The organism is Streptomyces sp. NBC_00209 (assembly GCF_045206345.1).
Classification (GTDB): domain Bacteria; phylum Actinomycetota; class Actinomycetes; order Streptomycetales; family Streptomycetaceae; genus Streptomyces.
In genome coordinates this window covers 5,893,678-5,907,975 of record NZ_CP108121.1, presented here as the reverse complement: position 1 = coordinate 5,907,975, position 14,298 = coordinate 5,893,678, and the positions used below count along the sequence as shown (strand labels likewise).

Annotated in this window: 13 protein-coding genes and 1 pseudogene; 3 read left to right on the top strand and 11 right to left on the bottom strand. The window is 70.3% G+C overall.

Features of this window, described 5'->3' with window-relative positions; translation table 11 throughout:
* Window positions 1-13: 13 nt before the first annotated feature.
* Together pafA and OG867_RS26845 are read right to left on the bottom strand one after the other, a co-directional pair.
* On the bottom strand, window positions 14-1,375 hold the full coding sequence (gene pafA / locus OG867_RS26850; protein ID WP_026171599.1) for a Pup--protein ligase: 1,362 nt from the start codon (window positions 1,373-1,375) through the stop codon (window positions 14-16).
* 9 nt (window positions 1,376-1,384) lie between these two features.
* Entirely contained in the window at window positions 1,385-2,644 is a 1,260-nt protein-coding gene (locus OG867_RS26845) for an MFS transporter (protein WP_406289146.1), read from the bottom strand.
* Window positions 2,645-2,775: 131 nt separating this feature from the next.
* Between OG867_RS26845 and OG867_RS26840 the strand changes: the two genes are divergently transcribed.
* Window positions 2,776-3,801 carry a LacI family DNA-binding transcriptional regulator gene (locus OG867_RS26840; protein ID WP_406289143.1) on the top strand — a complete coding sequence of 342 codons (1,026 nt, stop codon included), beginning with the start codon at window positions 2,776-2,778 and terminating at the stop codon, window positions 3,799-3,801.
* A gap of 51 nt (window positions 3,802-3,852) precedes the next feature.
* Here the strand turns inward: OG867_RS26840 and prcA are convergent, their stop codons facing one another.
* The 6 genes and pseudogenes from prcA to arc form a co-directional block, all read right to left on the bottom strand.
* On the bottom strand, window positions 3,853-4,677 hold the full coding sequence (gene prcA / locus OG867_RS26835) for a proteasome subunit alpha (protein WP_406289140.1): 825 nt from the start codon (window positions 4,675-4,677) through the stop codon (window positions 3,853-3,855).
* Window positions 4,678-4,740: 63 nt separating this feature from the next.
* Window positions 4,741-5,589: a proteasome subunit beta gene (gene prcB / locus OG867_RS26830; RefSeq protein WP_328899373.1), complete on the bottom strand. Its 849-nt coding sequence runs from the start codon at window positions 5,587-5,589 to the stop codon at window positions 4,741-4,743.
* A pseudogene (locus OG867_RS26825) lies at window positions 5,541-5,685 on the bottom strand (endonuclease domain-containing protein); the annotation flags it as partial. The pseudogene OG867_RS26825 and the gene prcB, both read right to left, overlap by 49 nt.
* Window positions 5,686-5,791: 106 nt before the next feature.
* Window positions 5,792-6,010 (bottom strand): ubiquitin-like protein Pup, encoded by a 219-nt coding sequence (locus tag OG867_RS26820; RefSeq protein WP_406289137.1) that lies wholly within the window; start codon window positions 6,008-6,010, stop codon window positions 5,792-5,794.
* 130 nt (window positions 6,011-6,140) lie between these two features.
* Complete coding sequence (gene dop, locus OG867_RS26815) at window positions 6,141-7,652, bottom strand: depupylase/deamidase Dop (RefSeq protein WP_406289134.1); 1,512 nt, start codon at window positions 7,650-7,652, stop codon at window positions 6,141-6,143.
* 241 nt (window positions 7,653-7,893) lie between these two features.
* Window positions 7,894-9,660, bottom strand: coding sequence for a proteasome ATPase (gene arc / locus OG867_RS26810; RefSeq protein ID WP_328899376.1), 1,767 nt, complete (start codon window positions 9,658-9,660; stop codon window positions 7,894-7,896).
* A gap of 242 nt (window positions 9,661-9,902) precedes the next feature.
* Between arc and OG867_RS26805 the strand changes: the two genes are divergently transcribed.
* On the top strand, window positions 9,903-10,214 hold the full coding sequence (locus OG867_RS26805; protein ID WP_328899377.1) for a ferredoxin: 312 nt from the start codon (window positions 9,903-9,905) through the stop codon (window positions 10,212-10,214).
* A gap of 36 nt (window positions 10,215-10,250) precedes the next feature.
* Here the strand turns inward: OG867_RS26805 and OG867_RS26800 are convergent, their stop codons facing one another.
* From OG867_RS26800 to OG867_RS26790, 3 genes are all read right to left on the bottom strand, one after another.
* Complete coding sequence (locus OG867_RS26800; protein ID WP_406289131.1) at window positions 10,251-10,841, bottom strand: hypothetical protein; 591 nt, start codon at window positions 10,839-10,841, stop codon at window positions 10,251-10,253.
* Window positions 10,842-11,040: 199 nt separating this feature from the next.
* Window positions 11,041-11,946 carry a tRNA (adenine-N1)-methyltransferase gene (locus OG867_RS26795; RefSeq protein WP_328899379.1) on the bottom strand — a complete coding sequence of 302 codons (906 nt, stop codon included), beginning with the start codon at window positions 11,944-11,946 and terminating at the stop codon, window positions 11,041-11,043.
* 71 nt (window positions 11,947-12,017) lie between these two features.
* On the bottom strand, window positions 12,018-13,268 hold the full coding sequence (locus OG867_RS26790) for a site-2 protease family protein (protein ID WP_406289129.1): 1,251 nt from the start codon (window positions 13,266-13,268) through the stop codon (window positions 12,018-12,020).
* 183 nt (window positions 13,269-13,451) lie between these two features.
* Here OG867_RS26790 and OG867_RS26785 point away from each other — a divergent pair, with 183 nt between their 5' ends.
* Window positions 13,452-14,297: a RecB family exonuclease gene (locus tag OG867_RS26785; protein WP_406291183.1), complete on the top strand. Its 846-nt coding sequence runs from the start codon at window positions 13,452-13,454 to the stop codon at window positions 14,295-14,297.
* Window position 14,298 lies beyond the last annotated feature (1 nt).

Genomic DNA, 14,298 nt, shown 5'->3' with positions numbered 1-14,298 from the left:
CGTGTCCTGCGCCTCACATACCCGCGATCAGCTTCTCCACCCGATCGTCCACCGAGCGGAACGGGTCCTTGCACAGCACCGTGCGCTGCGCCTGGTCGTTGAGCTTGAGGTGGACCCAGTCGACGGTGAAGTCCCGCCGCTGTTCCTGGGCCCGCCGGATGAAGTCCCCGCGCAGCCGCGCCCTGGTCGTCTGCGGGGGCACCGACTTGCCCTCGAAGATCTTCAGGTCGTTGCAGATGCGGGCGGCCTGCCCCTTGCGCTCCAGCAGGTAGTACAGCCCCCGCCGGCGGTGGATGTCGTGGTAGGCGAGGTCTATCTGCGCGACCCGCGGATTCGACATGGTCATGTTGTGCTTGGCCCGGTAGCGCTCGATGAGCTTGTACTTCATGACCCAGTCGATCTCGGTGTCGATCCGGTCGAGGTCCTCGGCCTCGATCGCGTCGAGCGTGCGGCCCCACAGTTCGAGGACGCGCTCGACGTTGCCCGTGCGGATGCCGCGGCGGTCCACGAAGTCCACGGCCTTCTCGTAGTACTCGCGCTGCACCTCTATGGCCGACGCCTCCCGGCCACTGGCGAGGCGGACCTTGCGCTGCCCGGTGGTGTCGTGGCTGACCTCTCGGATCGCCCGGATCGGGTTCTCCAGGGTCAGGTCGCGCATCACCGTGCCCGCCTCGATCATGCGGAGCACCAGGTCGGTCGCGCCGACCTTGAGCAGCATGGTCGTCTCGGACATGTTGGAGTCCCCGACGATGACGTGGAGGCGGCGGTAGCGCTCCGCGTCCGCGTGCGGTTCGTCGCGGGTGTTGATGATCGGGCGGGAGCGCGTCGTCGCGGAGCTGACGCCCTCCCAGATGTGCTCGGCACGCTGGCTGACGCAGTAGACCGCGCCCCGGGGGGTCTGGAGCACCTTGCCGGCGCCGCAGATCAGCTGCCTGGTGACGAGGAAGGGAATGAGGATGTCCGCGAGGCGGGAGAATTCCCCGTGCCGGGCCACGAGGTAGTTCTCGTGGCAGCCGTAGGAGTTTCCCGCGGAGTCGGTGTTGTTCTTGAAGAGATAGACGTCGCCGGCGATTCCCTCCTCATGCAGGCGGCGTTCGGCGTCGACGAGCAGGCCCTCGAGAATGCGCTCGCCGGCCTTGTCGTGGGTGACGAGTTCGGTCAGGTTGTCGCATTCGGGGGTTGCATATTCCGGATGCGATCCCACGTCGAGGTAGAGGCGGGCGCCGTTCCGCAGAAAGACATTGCTGCTGCGGCCCCATGACACAACACGGCGGAAGAGGTAGCGCGCCACTTCATCAGGAGACAGTCGGCGCTGTCCCCTGAACGTGCACGTGACGCCGTACTCGTTCTCCAGCCCGAAAATGCGGCGGTCCATGACTGAACATTACGCCTGATGGCCCGAGCTGAAACCGGGTTCGACGGCACCGTTTCGATCATTTTCCGACCCTCGCACCGTTACGGCGGTACGGGCGGGAGCCGCGAGCACCGATCCGGTGGCCAGCAACACCAGCAGCGCCGCCACTCCACCGGCCCCCGCGACCGCGAAGCTCCACGCCGTCCCGCCCAGTTCGACGGCCGGGCCGGCCACCGCCGTCCCCGCGGCCGCGCCCACCCCGAAGGTCGTCACGAGCCACGAGAACGCCTCCGTCACCGTCCCCCGCGGCGCGTGCCGGTCGACCACGATGAACGAGCACGCGACGGCCGGCGCGAGGAACATCCCGGAGAGGGCCGCCAGTACGGTCATCGCGACCGGGCCCGGCGTCAGCACCAGCGGCAGGTAGCCCACCGCGAGCAGCGCCACGATGACCCGCAGCCGCCGCTCCGGAGCCCCCGCCCACTGCCGCGCCCCGTACACCACCCCGCCGAGCAGGGCGCCGAGGCCGAGCGCGGCCATCAGCCAGCCGTACACCGACTCCCGGCCCTGGTCGTCGGCGTACGCCATCGCGGCCACGGTGATCGAGCCCAGCGCCAGGCCCACGAAGAAGAACGAGCCGAGCAGCGCCAGCAGCCCGGGCGAGCGCAGCGCGCCCAGCCAGTGCGCCTCGCGCGGGGCGGAGCGCCAGGCCCGCGAGGGCTCCGAGAGCACCACCGACAGGGCGCCGAGCACCCCGATCGCGTTGATGACCAGCAGCGCCGTGGCGGGCGACCAGAGGGCGACCAGGAGCGTCACGAGCAGCGGCCCCGCGGTGAACATGACCTCCTGGGCGACGGCGTCCATGGCGTAGGCGCGGTGCACCCGCTCCTCACCGCCCAGGACGTTCGGCCACAGCGCCCGCAGGCCGCCCTCCAACGGGGGCGTGAAGAGACCGGCCACCGCCACCGCCGCGTAGGCGAGCGGCAGCGAGCCGGTGCCCGCGAGGGCGAGGACGGCCATGCCGAGCGCGGATACGACGGCGGCGGGCAACTGGACGCGCGGCTGCCCGTACAGGTCCACCGCCCGGCCGAGCAGCGGCTGTCCGACCGCCGTGGCCAGCCCGTACACCGCCGCGAGCACGCCCGCGATGCTGTAGCTGCCGCCCTCGGCCCGGACGAACAGCACGATCGCGATGCTCGCCGTGCCGTTCGGCAGCCGTCCCACCAGGGTGCCCGTCAGCAGCCTGGCGGCGTGCCGCGCCCGGAGGATGTCCAGATATCCCGCGGCCATGTCCCGCCCCTCTCCCTCGGGTGCCTGTGCGGGCCTGCGAGGTTTTACGTATAACTTCCGGGTTCATACGTACCATGAGCCCGTCCGCAGGTCCACCTCACGGGCCTGAACCGAACGGCCCGGAGGCCCGCGTGACCAGCCCCGCACCACCCGGCCCGCCCCGGCCCACCAGCCGTGACGTGGCGCGGGCCGCCGGCGTCTCCCAGGCCACCGTCTCGCTGGTGCTCGGCGACAAATGGCGGGGCCGGGTCTCCGAGTCCACCGCCGGCCGGGTCCGGGACGCCGCCCGCGGCCTGGGCTACCGGCCGAATCTCGCCGCCCGCAATCTGCGCCTCGGCCGGACCCGGACGGCGCTCCTGGTCGTCCCGGCCCTCACCAACGAGTTCTTCGCCCGGGTGTACACCGGGGCCGCCGCCGTCGCCGCCGAGCACGGCTTCGGGGTCGTCCTCTACCCCTCCCCCGACGGCACCGGACCGGCCCGCGACCCGTTCCCGTCGGCCCGGGCCGCGCTGGACGGGGTCATCGCCTCCTCCATGGCCGCCGACGCCCTCGACGCCCTGCACGGCGCGGACGTCCCCCTCGTGATGCTGGACAGCGACCCCTCGGCGCCCGGGCCCGCCGCCCGGGTCAACCTGGACATCGCCGACGGGATGCGCCAGGTGGCCCGCCATCTGCTCGCCCTCGGCCACCGGCGCTTCCTCCACCTCGCCTCGGCCGTCGACACCTGGACCTTCGCCTGCCGGGCGGACGCCCTGCGCGAGGAGCTGCGCCGGACCCCCGGCACCGAGATCCGCACGGTGACCGCCGCGCTGGACGTACGGGCGGGGCGGGACGCGGCGGAACACACGCTCGGGCTGCCCGGGCCCCGGCCGACCGCGATCGTCTGCGACGACGACATCCTGGCGGCGGGGGCGTGCAAGGCGGCCCGCCGGTTCGGGCTGCGGGTGCCGGACGACGTCTCGGTCACCGGCTTCGACGACCTGGCCCTGGCCACGGCGGTGGAGCCGGAGCTGACCACGGTCCGGCTGCCCGCCGTGCAGGTCGGCGAGCGCGGGATGGCCGCCCTGCTGGCGGTCCTGGACGGGCGGGCCGCCGAGCCGGGCAGCCTGCCGGTGCGGCTGGTGGTCCGGGGCTCCACCGCCCCGCCGCCGGCATGACGGAGCCCCGGTCCGCCTGAGGCGGGCCGGGGCTCGGCGGTTCGGGAGCCGCTACTCCACGTCGCCGCCGGAATCCGTCGTGTCGGTGCTCTTCGGGTCCGTCGTGGCCGTCGGGCTGTCCGTGGACTCGCCGTCCTCCGCGTCGGACGGGGCGTCGGTCGGGGTCGACGCGTCGGCCTCCGCTTCGAGGAGCCGGGCCAGCTGCCGGCCGACGATCCGCTTGAACTTGCGCTGCTGCGGCCGCGTGCGGTCCAGGACCGCGACCTCCAGCCGGTCGGCGGGGATCTCCCGCTCGTTGCCGTTGGCCTCGCGGGACAGTGCCTGCACGGCCAGCTTCAGCGCCTCGGCGAGGGACATCCCGTCGCGGTGACGCTGGTCCAGGAAGGTGCTGATCTGCTCCGCGTTGCCGCCGACCGCGACCGAGCCGTGCTCGTCCACGATCGAGCCGTCGTGCGGCAGCCGGTAGATCTGGTCGCCCTCGGGCTCGGTGCCCACCTCGGCGACCACGAGCTCCACCTCGTACGGCTTCTCGGCCGCGCTGGAGAAAATGGTGCCGAGCGTCTGCGCGTAGACGTTCGCCAGTCCACGGGCCGTCACATCGTCGCGGTCATAGGTGTAACCGCGCAGATCGGCATAACGGACTCCGCCGATGCGGAGGTTCTCGTACTCGTTGTACTTGCCGGCGGCGGCGAAACCGATCCGGTCGTAGATCTCGCTGAACTTGTGCAGCGCACGGGACGGGTTCTCGCCGACGAACACAATTCCGTCGGCGTACTGCAGCACAACCAGGCTGCGACCGCGGGCAATACCCTTCCGGGCGTATTCCGCCCGGTCGGCCATGGCCTGCTGAGGTGAGACATAGAACGGCGTCGACACCGGCTATCCGTCCCTTTCTGTCAGTGGCGGGAGCATCGAAGAAGGCTGGATACGAACGCGTGCTCAGAGCAGCGCGGCGCGCGGGCCGTCGGGCTGCTCCAGGCGGCGTTCCAGAATCGAGCGGGCGATCCCGGCGGATTCCGCGTCGGTCAGCTTCCGGAAACCCTCGTCCGTGATGACGGTGACGATCGGATAGATACGCCGGCCCACGTCCGGGCCGCCCGTCGCCGAGTCGTCGTCCGCCGCGTCGTACAGCGCCTGCACGACCAGCGTGAGCGTCTCCTCCTCCGTGAGGTCCTCGCGGTAGAGCTTCTTCATCGAGCCCCGGGCGAAGATCGAGCCGGAACCGGTGGACGCGTAGCCGACGTGCTCCTCGGAGCGCCCGCCGGTGACGTCGTAGCTGAAGATGCGTCCGCGCTCGCGGTCGATGTCGTAACCGGCGAAGAGCGGGACGACGGCGAGGCCCTGCATGGCCATCGCCAGGTTGCTCCGGATCATCGTGGAGAGCCGGTTGGCCTTGCCCTCCAGGGAGAGCTGGGCGCCCTCCACCTTCTCGAAGTGCTCCAGCTCCAGTTGGAAGAGCTTGACCATCTCCACGGCGAGACCCGCCGTACCGGCGATGCCCACCGCCGAGTACTCGTCGGCCGGGAAGACCTTCTCGATGTCGCGCTGCGCGATCATGTTGCCCATGGTCGCCCGCCGGTCACCGGCCAGGACGACACCGCCGGGGAAGGCCGCCGCCACGATCGTCGTGCCGTGCGGCGCCTCGATGGCGCCCTTCATGGGCGGCGCCTGCCGGTGGCCCGGCAGCATCTCCGGCGCCTGGTCGGACAGGAAGTCCATGAAGGAGGACGATCCCGGCGTCAGGAAGGCAGCCGGCAGACGCCCGGTGCTACGAGTGTTGGCTTCCACGCGTTTCCCTCCAGGTATGCGATGGCCCTGCGCCGCATTGCAGTTGACGCACGTTACGCCCCGGACCCTACCCGCCCTGTGGCGGTGATCCACATAGAAGATGCAGGCAATCGGACGGGGAGCGCGGTCCGTGCCCGCGGTGTGCGGCACGGGCGGTCCGCCCGTGCCGCACACCCGCCGCCGGCCTCCGGCGCGGCGCCGGTTACTCGCCGCCCTTTTGTACGAATGACCTGACGAAGTCCTCGGCATTCGACTCGAGTACGTCGTCGATCTCGTCCAGGACGTCGTCCACGTCGTCGCTCAGCTTCTCCTGGCGTGCCTTGAGGTCCTCGGCAGCCTGCGCGTCCTGCGCCTGCTCCTCGACCTCCTCCGTGGAGCGCGTCGCCTTCTGCTGTCCGCCGCCGGTGTCCTTGGTCGCCATCTAGCTCACCCCGCTCGGTTCGAAGCACTTGATCAGACCCTACCCATGGGGTCCGACATTGGCCCGGTACTTGTCTCAACGTCCGGAGGTCATCGGAATGATTCCCAGCCGGGAGCCCTTTCAGGCGCTTTCAGCGGCCCGAGAGGACGTCGACCAGCTCCTGCGCCGTGCGGCACCGGTCCAGGAGGGATTTCACGTGCTCCCGGGTGCCCCGCAGCGGCTCCATCGTGGGCACCCGCTGGAGGGAGTCCTGGCCCGGCAGGTCGAAGATCACCGAGTCCCAGGAGGCCGCGGCCACGTCGTCCGCGTACTGTTCGAGGCAGCGGCCGCGGAAGTACGCCCTGGTGTCCTCGGGCGGCGCCGTACGGGCCTCCTCGACCTCGCGCTCGTCCAGGAGCCGTTTCATCCGGCCGCGGGCCACCAGGCGGTTGTACAGCCCCTTGTCCTGCCGTACGTCCGCGTACTGGAGGTCCACCAGATGCAGCCGGGCGGCGTCCCAGTCCAGGCCGTCACGGCGCCGGTAGCCCTCCATGAGCTGCCGCTTCGCCACCCAGTCCAGCTCACCGGCCAGGCTCATCGGGTCGTTCTCCAGCCGGTTCAGGGTGTCCTCCCACCGGCTCAGGATGTCCTTGGTCTGCTCGTCGGCGTCCGAGCCGTACCGGTCCTCGACGTATTTGCGGCCCAGCTCGAAGTACTCCATCTGGAGCTGCACCGCGGTGAGTGTCCGGCCGCTGCGCAGCGTGATCAGCTGCTGGAGCCCGGGGTCGTGGGAGACGTGGTGCAGGGTGCGCACCGGCTGGTCGATGGCCAGGTCGACGTTGATGAAGCCGTCCTCGATCATGGACAGGACGAGCGAGGTGGTGCCGAGCTTCAGATACGTCGAGATCTCGGAGAGGTTCGCGTCGCCGATGATCACATGGAGCCGACGGTACTTCTCGGCGTCCGAGTGCGGCTCGTCGCGGGTGTTGATGATGGGGCGCTTGAGCGTGGTCTCCAGGCCGACCTCGACCTCGAAGTAGTCGGCGCGCTGGCTGAGCTGGAAGCCGTGCTCACCGCCGTCCTGGCCGATCCCGACCCGTCCGGCGCCGGTGACCACCTGCCGCGAGACGAAGAACGGCGTCAGGTGGCGCACGATGTCCGAGAACGGGGTCTCCCGCTTCATCAGGTAGTTCTCGTGCGTCCCGTAGGAGGCGCCCTTGTTGTCGGTGTTGTTCTTGTAGAGGTGGATCGGCTGGGCGCCGGGGAGCTGCGCCGCGCGCTCGGCCGCCTCGGCCATGATCCGCTCGCCGGCCTTGTCCCACAGGACCGCGTCCCTGGGGTTGGTGATCTCCGGGGAGCTGTACTCGGGGTGCGCGTGGTCGACGTAGAGCCGGGCCCCGTTGGTGAGGATGACATTGGCCAGGCCGATGTCCTCGTCCGTGAGCTGGCTGGAGTCGGCGGTCTCGCGGGCGAGGTCGAAGCCTCGCGCGTCCCGCAGCGGATTCTCCTCCTCGAAGTCCCAGCGGGCGCGGCGCGCCCGGTGCATCGCCGCCGCGTAGGCGTTGACGATCTGGGACGAGGTGAGCATGGCATTGGCGTTGGGGTGTCCGGGGACGGAGATCCCGTACTCCGTCTCGATGCCCATTACTCGCCGTACGGTCATGCGGCCCTCCTTGCCCGGCGGCGCTCCCTTGCGGGGGCGGCGCTCAAGTACCGCTGCTTGTTCGGTGCGTGCGCGGTCTGCCCGTCCCGCGCTGCGCGAACGGGCGGTACGCCTGAGCCTAGAACGCCCGCGTGCCGGTGGGGAGATCAATTGCGCCGTCATTGCCGCGGTGTCGCCCACGGCTGGCCGGAAAGCAACCGGCTGCGGATGCCCGGCCGGGCATCCGCAGCCGGTACGCCTTCTACAGGTACTGACCGGTGTTGGCCACCGTGTCGATGGAGCGGCCGGTGTCCGCGCCCTGCTTTCCGGTGACGAGCGTGCGGATGAAGACGATCCGCTCGCCCTTCTTGCCGGAGATACGGGCCCAGTCGTCCGGGTTGGTGGTGTTCGGCAGGTCCTCGTTCTCCTTGAACTCGTCCACGCAAGCCTGGAGGAGGTGGGAGACGCGAAGGCCCTTCTGGCCGTGGTCGAGGAACGCCTTGATGGCCATCTTCTTGGCCCGGTCCACGATGTTCTGGATCATCGCGCCGGAGTTGAAGTCCTTGAAGTACAGGACTTCCTTGTCGCCGTTGGCGTACGTGACTTCGAGGAAGCGGTTCTCCTCGGACTCGGTGTACATCCGCTCGACGACCGACTGGATCATGGCGTGCGCGGCGGCTTCCTTCGAGCCGGTGTGCTCGGCCAGGTCGTCCGCGTGCAGGGGCAGCGAAGGCGTGAGGTACTTCGCGAAGATGTCCTTCGCGGCCTCCGCGTCGGGGCGCTCGATCTTGATCTTGACGTCGAGCCGTCCCGGGCGCAGGATCGCCGGGTCGATCATGTCCTCTCGGTTGGAGGCGCCGATGACGATGACGTTCTCCAGGCCCTCCACGCCGTCGATCTCGGCGAGCAGCTGCGGGACGATGGTGTTCTCCACGTCCGAGCTGACGCCCGATCCACGGGTGCGGAAGAGCGACTCCATCTCGTCGAAGAAGACGATGACGGGGGTGCCCTCGCTCGCCTTCTCGCGGGCACGCTGGAAGACCAGGCGGATGTGGCGCTCGGTCTCGCCGACGTACTTGTTGAGGAGTTCGGGGCCCTTGATGTTGAGGAAGTAGCTCTTGCCGGCGGGCTGTCCGGTGACTTCGGCGACCTTTTTCGCCAGGGAGTTGGCGACGGCCTTGGCGATGAGCGTCTTGCCGCAGCCGGGCGGACCGTAGAGCAGGATGCCCTTCGGCGGGCGGAGCTCGTGCTCCTTGAAGAGGTCGGGGTGGAGATAGGGAAGCTCGACCGCGTCGCGGATCAGCTCGATCTGGTCGCCCAGGCCGCCGATCTTGTTGTAGTCGATGTCGGGCACTTCTTCGAGGACGAGTTCTTCGACCTCGCTCTTGGGCACGACTTCGTAGACGTAGCCGGACCGGGGTTCGAGCAGCAGGGCGTCGCCGGGGCGGATGGTGATGTCCAGCAGCGGCTCGGCGAGCCTCACCACCCTTTCCTCGTCGGTGTGCCCGATCACCAGGGCGCGTTCGCCGTCCTCAAGGATTTCCTTGAGGGTGACGATGTCCCCGGCACGCTCGAATTCCATGGCGTCGACCACATTGAGCGCTTCGTTGAGCATGACCTCCTGGCCGCGCCTGAGGTCTTCGAGTGCGACGCTGGGGCTGACGTTCACCCGGAGCTTGCGGCCCCCGGTGAAGATGTCGCAGGTGCCGTCCTCGTTCGTCTGCAGGAAAACCCCGAAGCCGGCCGGCGGCTGTGCGAGCCGGTCGACTTCCTCCTTGAGGGCCACGATCTGGTCGCGGGCCTCGCGGAGTGTGCCGGCGAGCCGCTCATTCTGGGCGGACACGCCTGCGAGGTTGGTCTGCAATTCGACGATCCGCTCTTCGAGAATCCTCGTATGCCGCGGAGAGTCGGCGAGCTTACGTCGCAGGACGGCGATTTCCTGCTCAAGATAGGCGACCTGGCCGGCTGGGTCGTCGGACCCCCGCCCGGGCCGGATGCCGCGGTTGATGTCGTCGTCGTGGGCTGCCACGGTCCTCACCTCCTCCAAGGGGAGCTGGACGCTTCCTGACCCTACCTGCGTGGGTGGTGATTGAAACCCCTAGATCACAAAGACTGTGAGGTGTGTCCGATCTTCACCCTTGCGCTCTCCCCCGTCCCAGGTGGATACCCACCGTTCAACATCGGAAAGCGGCCGGTTGTATCGTCAAAGCGTTCAACACCCGTCAGGGCTGGCTCTTTCCCGGTCCGGCTACGCAGGAAACGGCAGGCGACATGACCGTGCGGCAGGACTCTCCCACCGGTGGCGAGGCGCAGGACCTGGAGGTCTGGATCGACCAGGACCTGTGCACGGGGGACGGCATCTGCGTGCAATACGCGCCCGAGGTGTTCGAGCTGGACATCGATGGTCTGGCGTATGTGAAGAGCGACGACGACGAGCTGCTGCAGGACAAGGGCGCGACGACGCCGGTGCCGCTGCCGCTGCTCCAGGACATCGTGGATTCGGCCAAGGAGTGCCCGGGCGACTGCATCCACGTGCGTCGCGTTTCGGACAGGGTCGAGGTCTACGGGCCCGAGGCGGCCTGACCGTCCGGGGCTCCGGGTGGCGGTGCCGGGCCGGGGTCAGACTCCGGCGCCGGTGCTCCCGGCCGTATCGCTGTTCCGCGTGAAGGCGCCGTTCTGCCACTTCCAGGTGACTTTTTCCTGCTGGTCGGGGCAGCACGAGGGCACCGACGACGAGGAGTAGCCGAGGAGCGTGGCGGAGATGACGCCGTCGCGGACCGTGAAGTCGCCGATGGTCAGCTGCTGGGCGGGGTCCACCAGGGTCGCGACGATCCTGGGCGCGGCCCCGCTCGCCTGTGTGAGGACGTAGACGCCGCTGGGCGGGGTGCCCGATCCGGCCGCGCAGTGGACCACCGCGACGGTCTCGGGCTTGCCGTCCCCGTCGAGGTCGCCGGGGGCCTGCTTGGCGACGGTGTCGCCGACGTCGCCGCAGTCCAGCGGGAAGTCCGCCTTGGCCGGATCCGGGGCGACGGCCGCTTCCTCGTGCTGCTGCTGGGCCGTGGTGCGGTGCCGGGTGGAGGCCGAGGCGCTGCTGTCGGGCTGGAGCAGACCGGCTGCCGCGATGACGGCGGCCATGGCCGCCGCGGTGGCGAGCCAGTGCATGGGCCTGGTGTCGGTGTGCGCGAGGTCCGGGAGCGCGGAGGTCTGCACGCGGGCTGTCTCCTGTGGTTCCTGTGGTGCGGCCGTCGGCGTCGGCGGTACGGGGGTGGCCAGCATCGTGCCACACCTCACACGGCAGCGGAACGGTGGGGTGCGCAAGGATGACGTGCCGCATACGGAGAAGGCGCCGCCGCCGGGTCCCCGGGTCGGTCCGGGAACTCGGCGGCGGCGCCGGTGCGTTGCCGCGAGGTCAGTCGCGGGAGGGTGCGCTCCGGCCGCCCGGGCCGTCGTAGTCCTCGCCGTAGGAGCCCTTGGAGGGGCGGCGACGGCGGGCCGGGGCCTCGACGCCGTCGGCGAGCCGGCGGGCGGTGACGAGGAAGCCGGTGTGCCCGATCATGCGGTGGTCCGGGCGCACGGCCAGGCCCTCCACATGCCAGTTGCGGATCATCGACTCCCAGGGCTGCGGCTCGGCGAAGCAGCCGATCTCACGGATGGACTCGACCGTCCGGGAGAGCTGGGTGGTGGTGGCGACGTACGCGCAGAGGATGCCGCCGGGGACGAGCGCCTTGGAGACGGCGTCCAGGCACTCCCAGGGCGCCAGCATGTCCAGCACGACGCGGTCCACGTCGGTGTCCGTGAGGTTGTCCTGGAGGTCGCCGACCGTGAGCTGCCAGGCGGGGTGCGGGCTGCCGAAGTAGCGCTCGACGTTCTGCTGGGCGATCTCGGCGAAGTCCTCGCGGCGCTCGTACGAGTGCAGCATGCCCTGTTCGCCGATGGCGCGGAGCAGGAAGGTGGAGAGCGCGCCCGAGCCGACGCCCGCTTCCACGACGCGTGCGCCGGGGAAGATGTCGCCGAAGGCGAGGATCTGGCCCGCGTCCTTCGGGTAGACCACGGCGGCGCCGCGGGGCATGGACAGGACGTAGTCGGGGAGCAGGGGGCGCAGCGCGAGGTAGGCGACGTTTCCCGTGGTACGGACCACACTGCCCTCGGGGGCACCGATCAGCTCGTCGTGCGGGAAAGAACCCTTGTGGGTGTGGAAGTTCTTTCCGGCTTCGAGCGTGAAGGTGTGGTGGCGTCCCTTGGGATCGGTGAGCTGGACCTGGTCCCCGACCTTGAAGGGCCCGCGTCGGCGGGCGGCACCGGTCGGTTCAGACATGTGACCAGCGTACCGGTGTTTCGCGGGCCGCCGACCGCCACCCGTACGGATGTACGGGGACGGGGGTGGCGTCAGGCGGCGGGGCGGGCCATGGCGGCGACGAAGGCGCGCTCCACGTCGGCGGTGGAGAGGACGCCGTAGATCTCGCCGGTCTCCTCCACCACGAGGTACTCGGTGGCGGGGGTGGCCTTGAGGCGGTCCAGGAGGGCTTCGCCGGCGAGTTCGGCGGGGACCTTCATGCCGTCGGTGAGGTCCTGGGCGAGGCCGCTGACGGCGACCCAGGGGCGGCGGTGCTCGGGGACGGCGACGATGGACGTCTCCCGGACGAGGCCCTTGGGCGCACCGGTGCCGTCCACGACGACGAGGGCGCGGGCACCGGCCTCGTTGGCCCGGCGCAGCGCCTCGGAGAGCGGGGTGGCGGCCTCGACGGGGACGGCGCGGCGGGTGAGGCTGCGGGCGCGCAGGCCGGGCAGGTGCTCGCGGAGCCGGGCCATGCGCAGGCTGTTGCCGGCGCCGGTCCAGATGATGGCGGCGAGGATCGCGGCGAGCAGGGCGTCCGTGACCGTGTCCATGCCGCTGATCTCGCCCGCGTCGTTGCCCAGGGAGCCGCTGCGGGTGAGGAGGGGGAGGCCGACGAGGGTGCCGACGGCGAGGGCGCGGCCGACCCAGGCGGCGGCGACGGTGCCGCTCATCGGCTTGCCGGTGATCTTCCAGACGACGGCCCTGAGCATGCGGCCGCCGTCGAGCGGGAGGCCGGGCAGCAGGTTGAAGGCGGCGACGATGAGGTTGGAGATCATCAGCCCGCCGAGCAGGACGGCGGGGACGGTGCCGCGTTCCACGAAGCGCAGGGGCACGTAGAAGAGCCCGCCGAGGACGAGCGAGAGCAGCGGGCCGACGAAGGCGAGGACGAATTCGCGGCCGGGGGTCTCGGACTCCTTCTCGATCTCCGAGACGCCGCCGAAGAACTGGAGCTGGATACGCCGGACGGGGAGCTTGTAGCGCAGGGCCGCGACCGTGTGGGCCAGTTCGTGGACGAGGACGGAGGCGTAGAAGGCGATCGCGAAGAAGAGCGCGACGAGGTAGCGGGCGGCGCCGAGCTCGGGCAGCACCCGGTCGAGCTGGCCGCCGAAGACCCAGGTGATCAGGGCCGCCACCAGGAACCAGCTGGGGGCGACGTAGACGGGTACGCCGAAGGGGCGGCCCATGAGGATGCCGCCCCCGGGCTCGTCCCGGCGCGGGGGCGCGTCCTTGCCGGGGCCGCCGCCGGGGCCGGTGCCGGTCGGTCCGGGCTGCGGCTGCCGGCCGTCGCCGCTCTCGTCCACGAGGTCCCTTCGGTTCGGTGCCTTTCGGCACGATGATGCGGTGTTCGAGGGTCTGTGGTCGATGGTATGCCGGTTGGTGTCAGTGGCGGGTCGTAGGGTCTTCGCATGACCTCCGTTCCGCCGCCGTCCCGGCCGGTGCCGCAGCCGCCTTCCTCGCTCTCCCCGTCGCGGGCGAGCGATTTCATGCAGTGCCCCCTGCTGTACCGCTTCCGCGTCATCGACAAGCTGCCGCAGAAGCCCAGCGAGGCGGCTACCCGCGGGACGCTGGTCCATGCGGTGCTTGAGCGGCTGTTCGACAACCCGGCGGTGGAGCGCACACCCGGCAGGGCGACGGCGCTGGTCCCGGGGCAGTGGGACCGGCTGCTGGAGTCGAAGCCGGAGCTGGGGGAGCTCTTCGCGGAGGACGCGGGGGGCGAGCGGCTGGCGCGGTGGCTGGGTCAGGCGGAGCAGCTGGTGGAGCGCTGGTTCTCGCTGGAGGACCCGACGCGTCTGGAGCCGGCGGAGCGCGAGCTGTTCGTGGAGACGGAGCTGGAGTCGGGGCTGCGGCTGCGCGGGGTGATCGACCGTATCGACGTGGCGCCGACGGGTGACGTCCGGATCGTGGACTACAAGACGGGGAAGGCGCCGCGTCCGGAGTACGCGGAGGGTGCGCTGTTCCAGATGAAGTTCTACGCCCTGGTGATCTGGCGGTTGAAGGGCGTGGTGCCGCGCCGGCTCCAGCTGGTCTATCTGGGCAGCGGTGACGTGCTGACGTACGACCCGGTGGTGGCGGACCTGGAGCGGGTGGAGCGCAAGCTGCTGGCGCTGTGGGAGGCGATCTCGCTGGCGACGCGGACGGGTGAGTGGCGGCCGCGTCCGACGAAGCTGTGCGGCTGGTGCGACCACCAGGCGCTCTGTCCGGAATTCGGGGGGACTCCCCCGGTCTATCCGCTGACGGTCCGCCCGGCGGGTCCGGCGGAGGATGACCAGGGCAGAATGGAGCCGGTCCGGGCCGAGGCCGGCCGGCCTGTGGCCCACGACGGGCATTGAG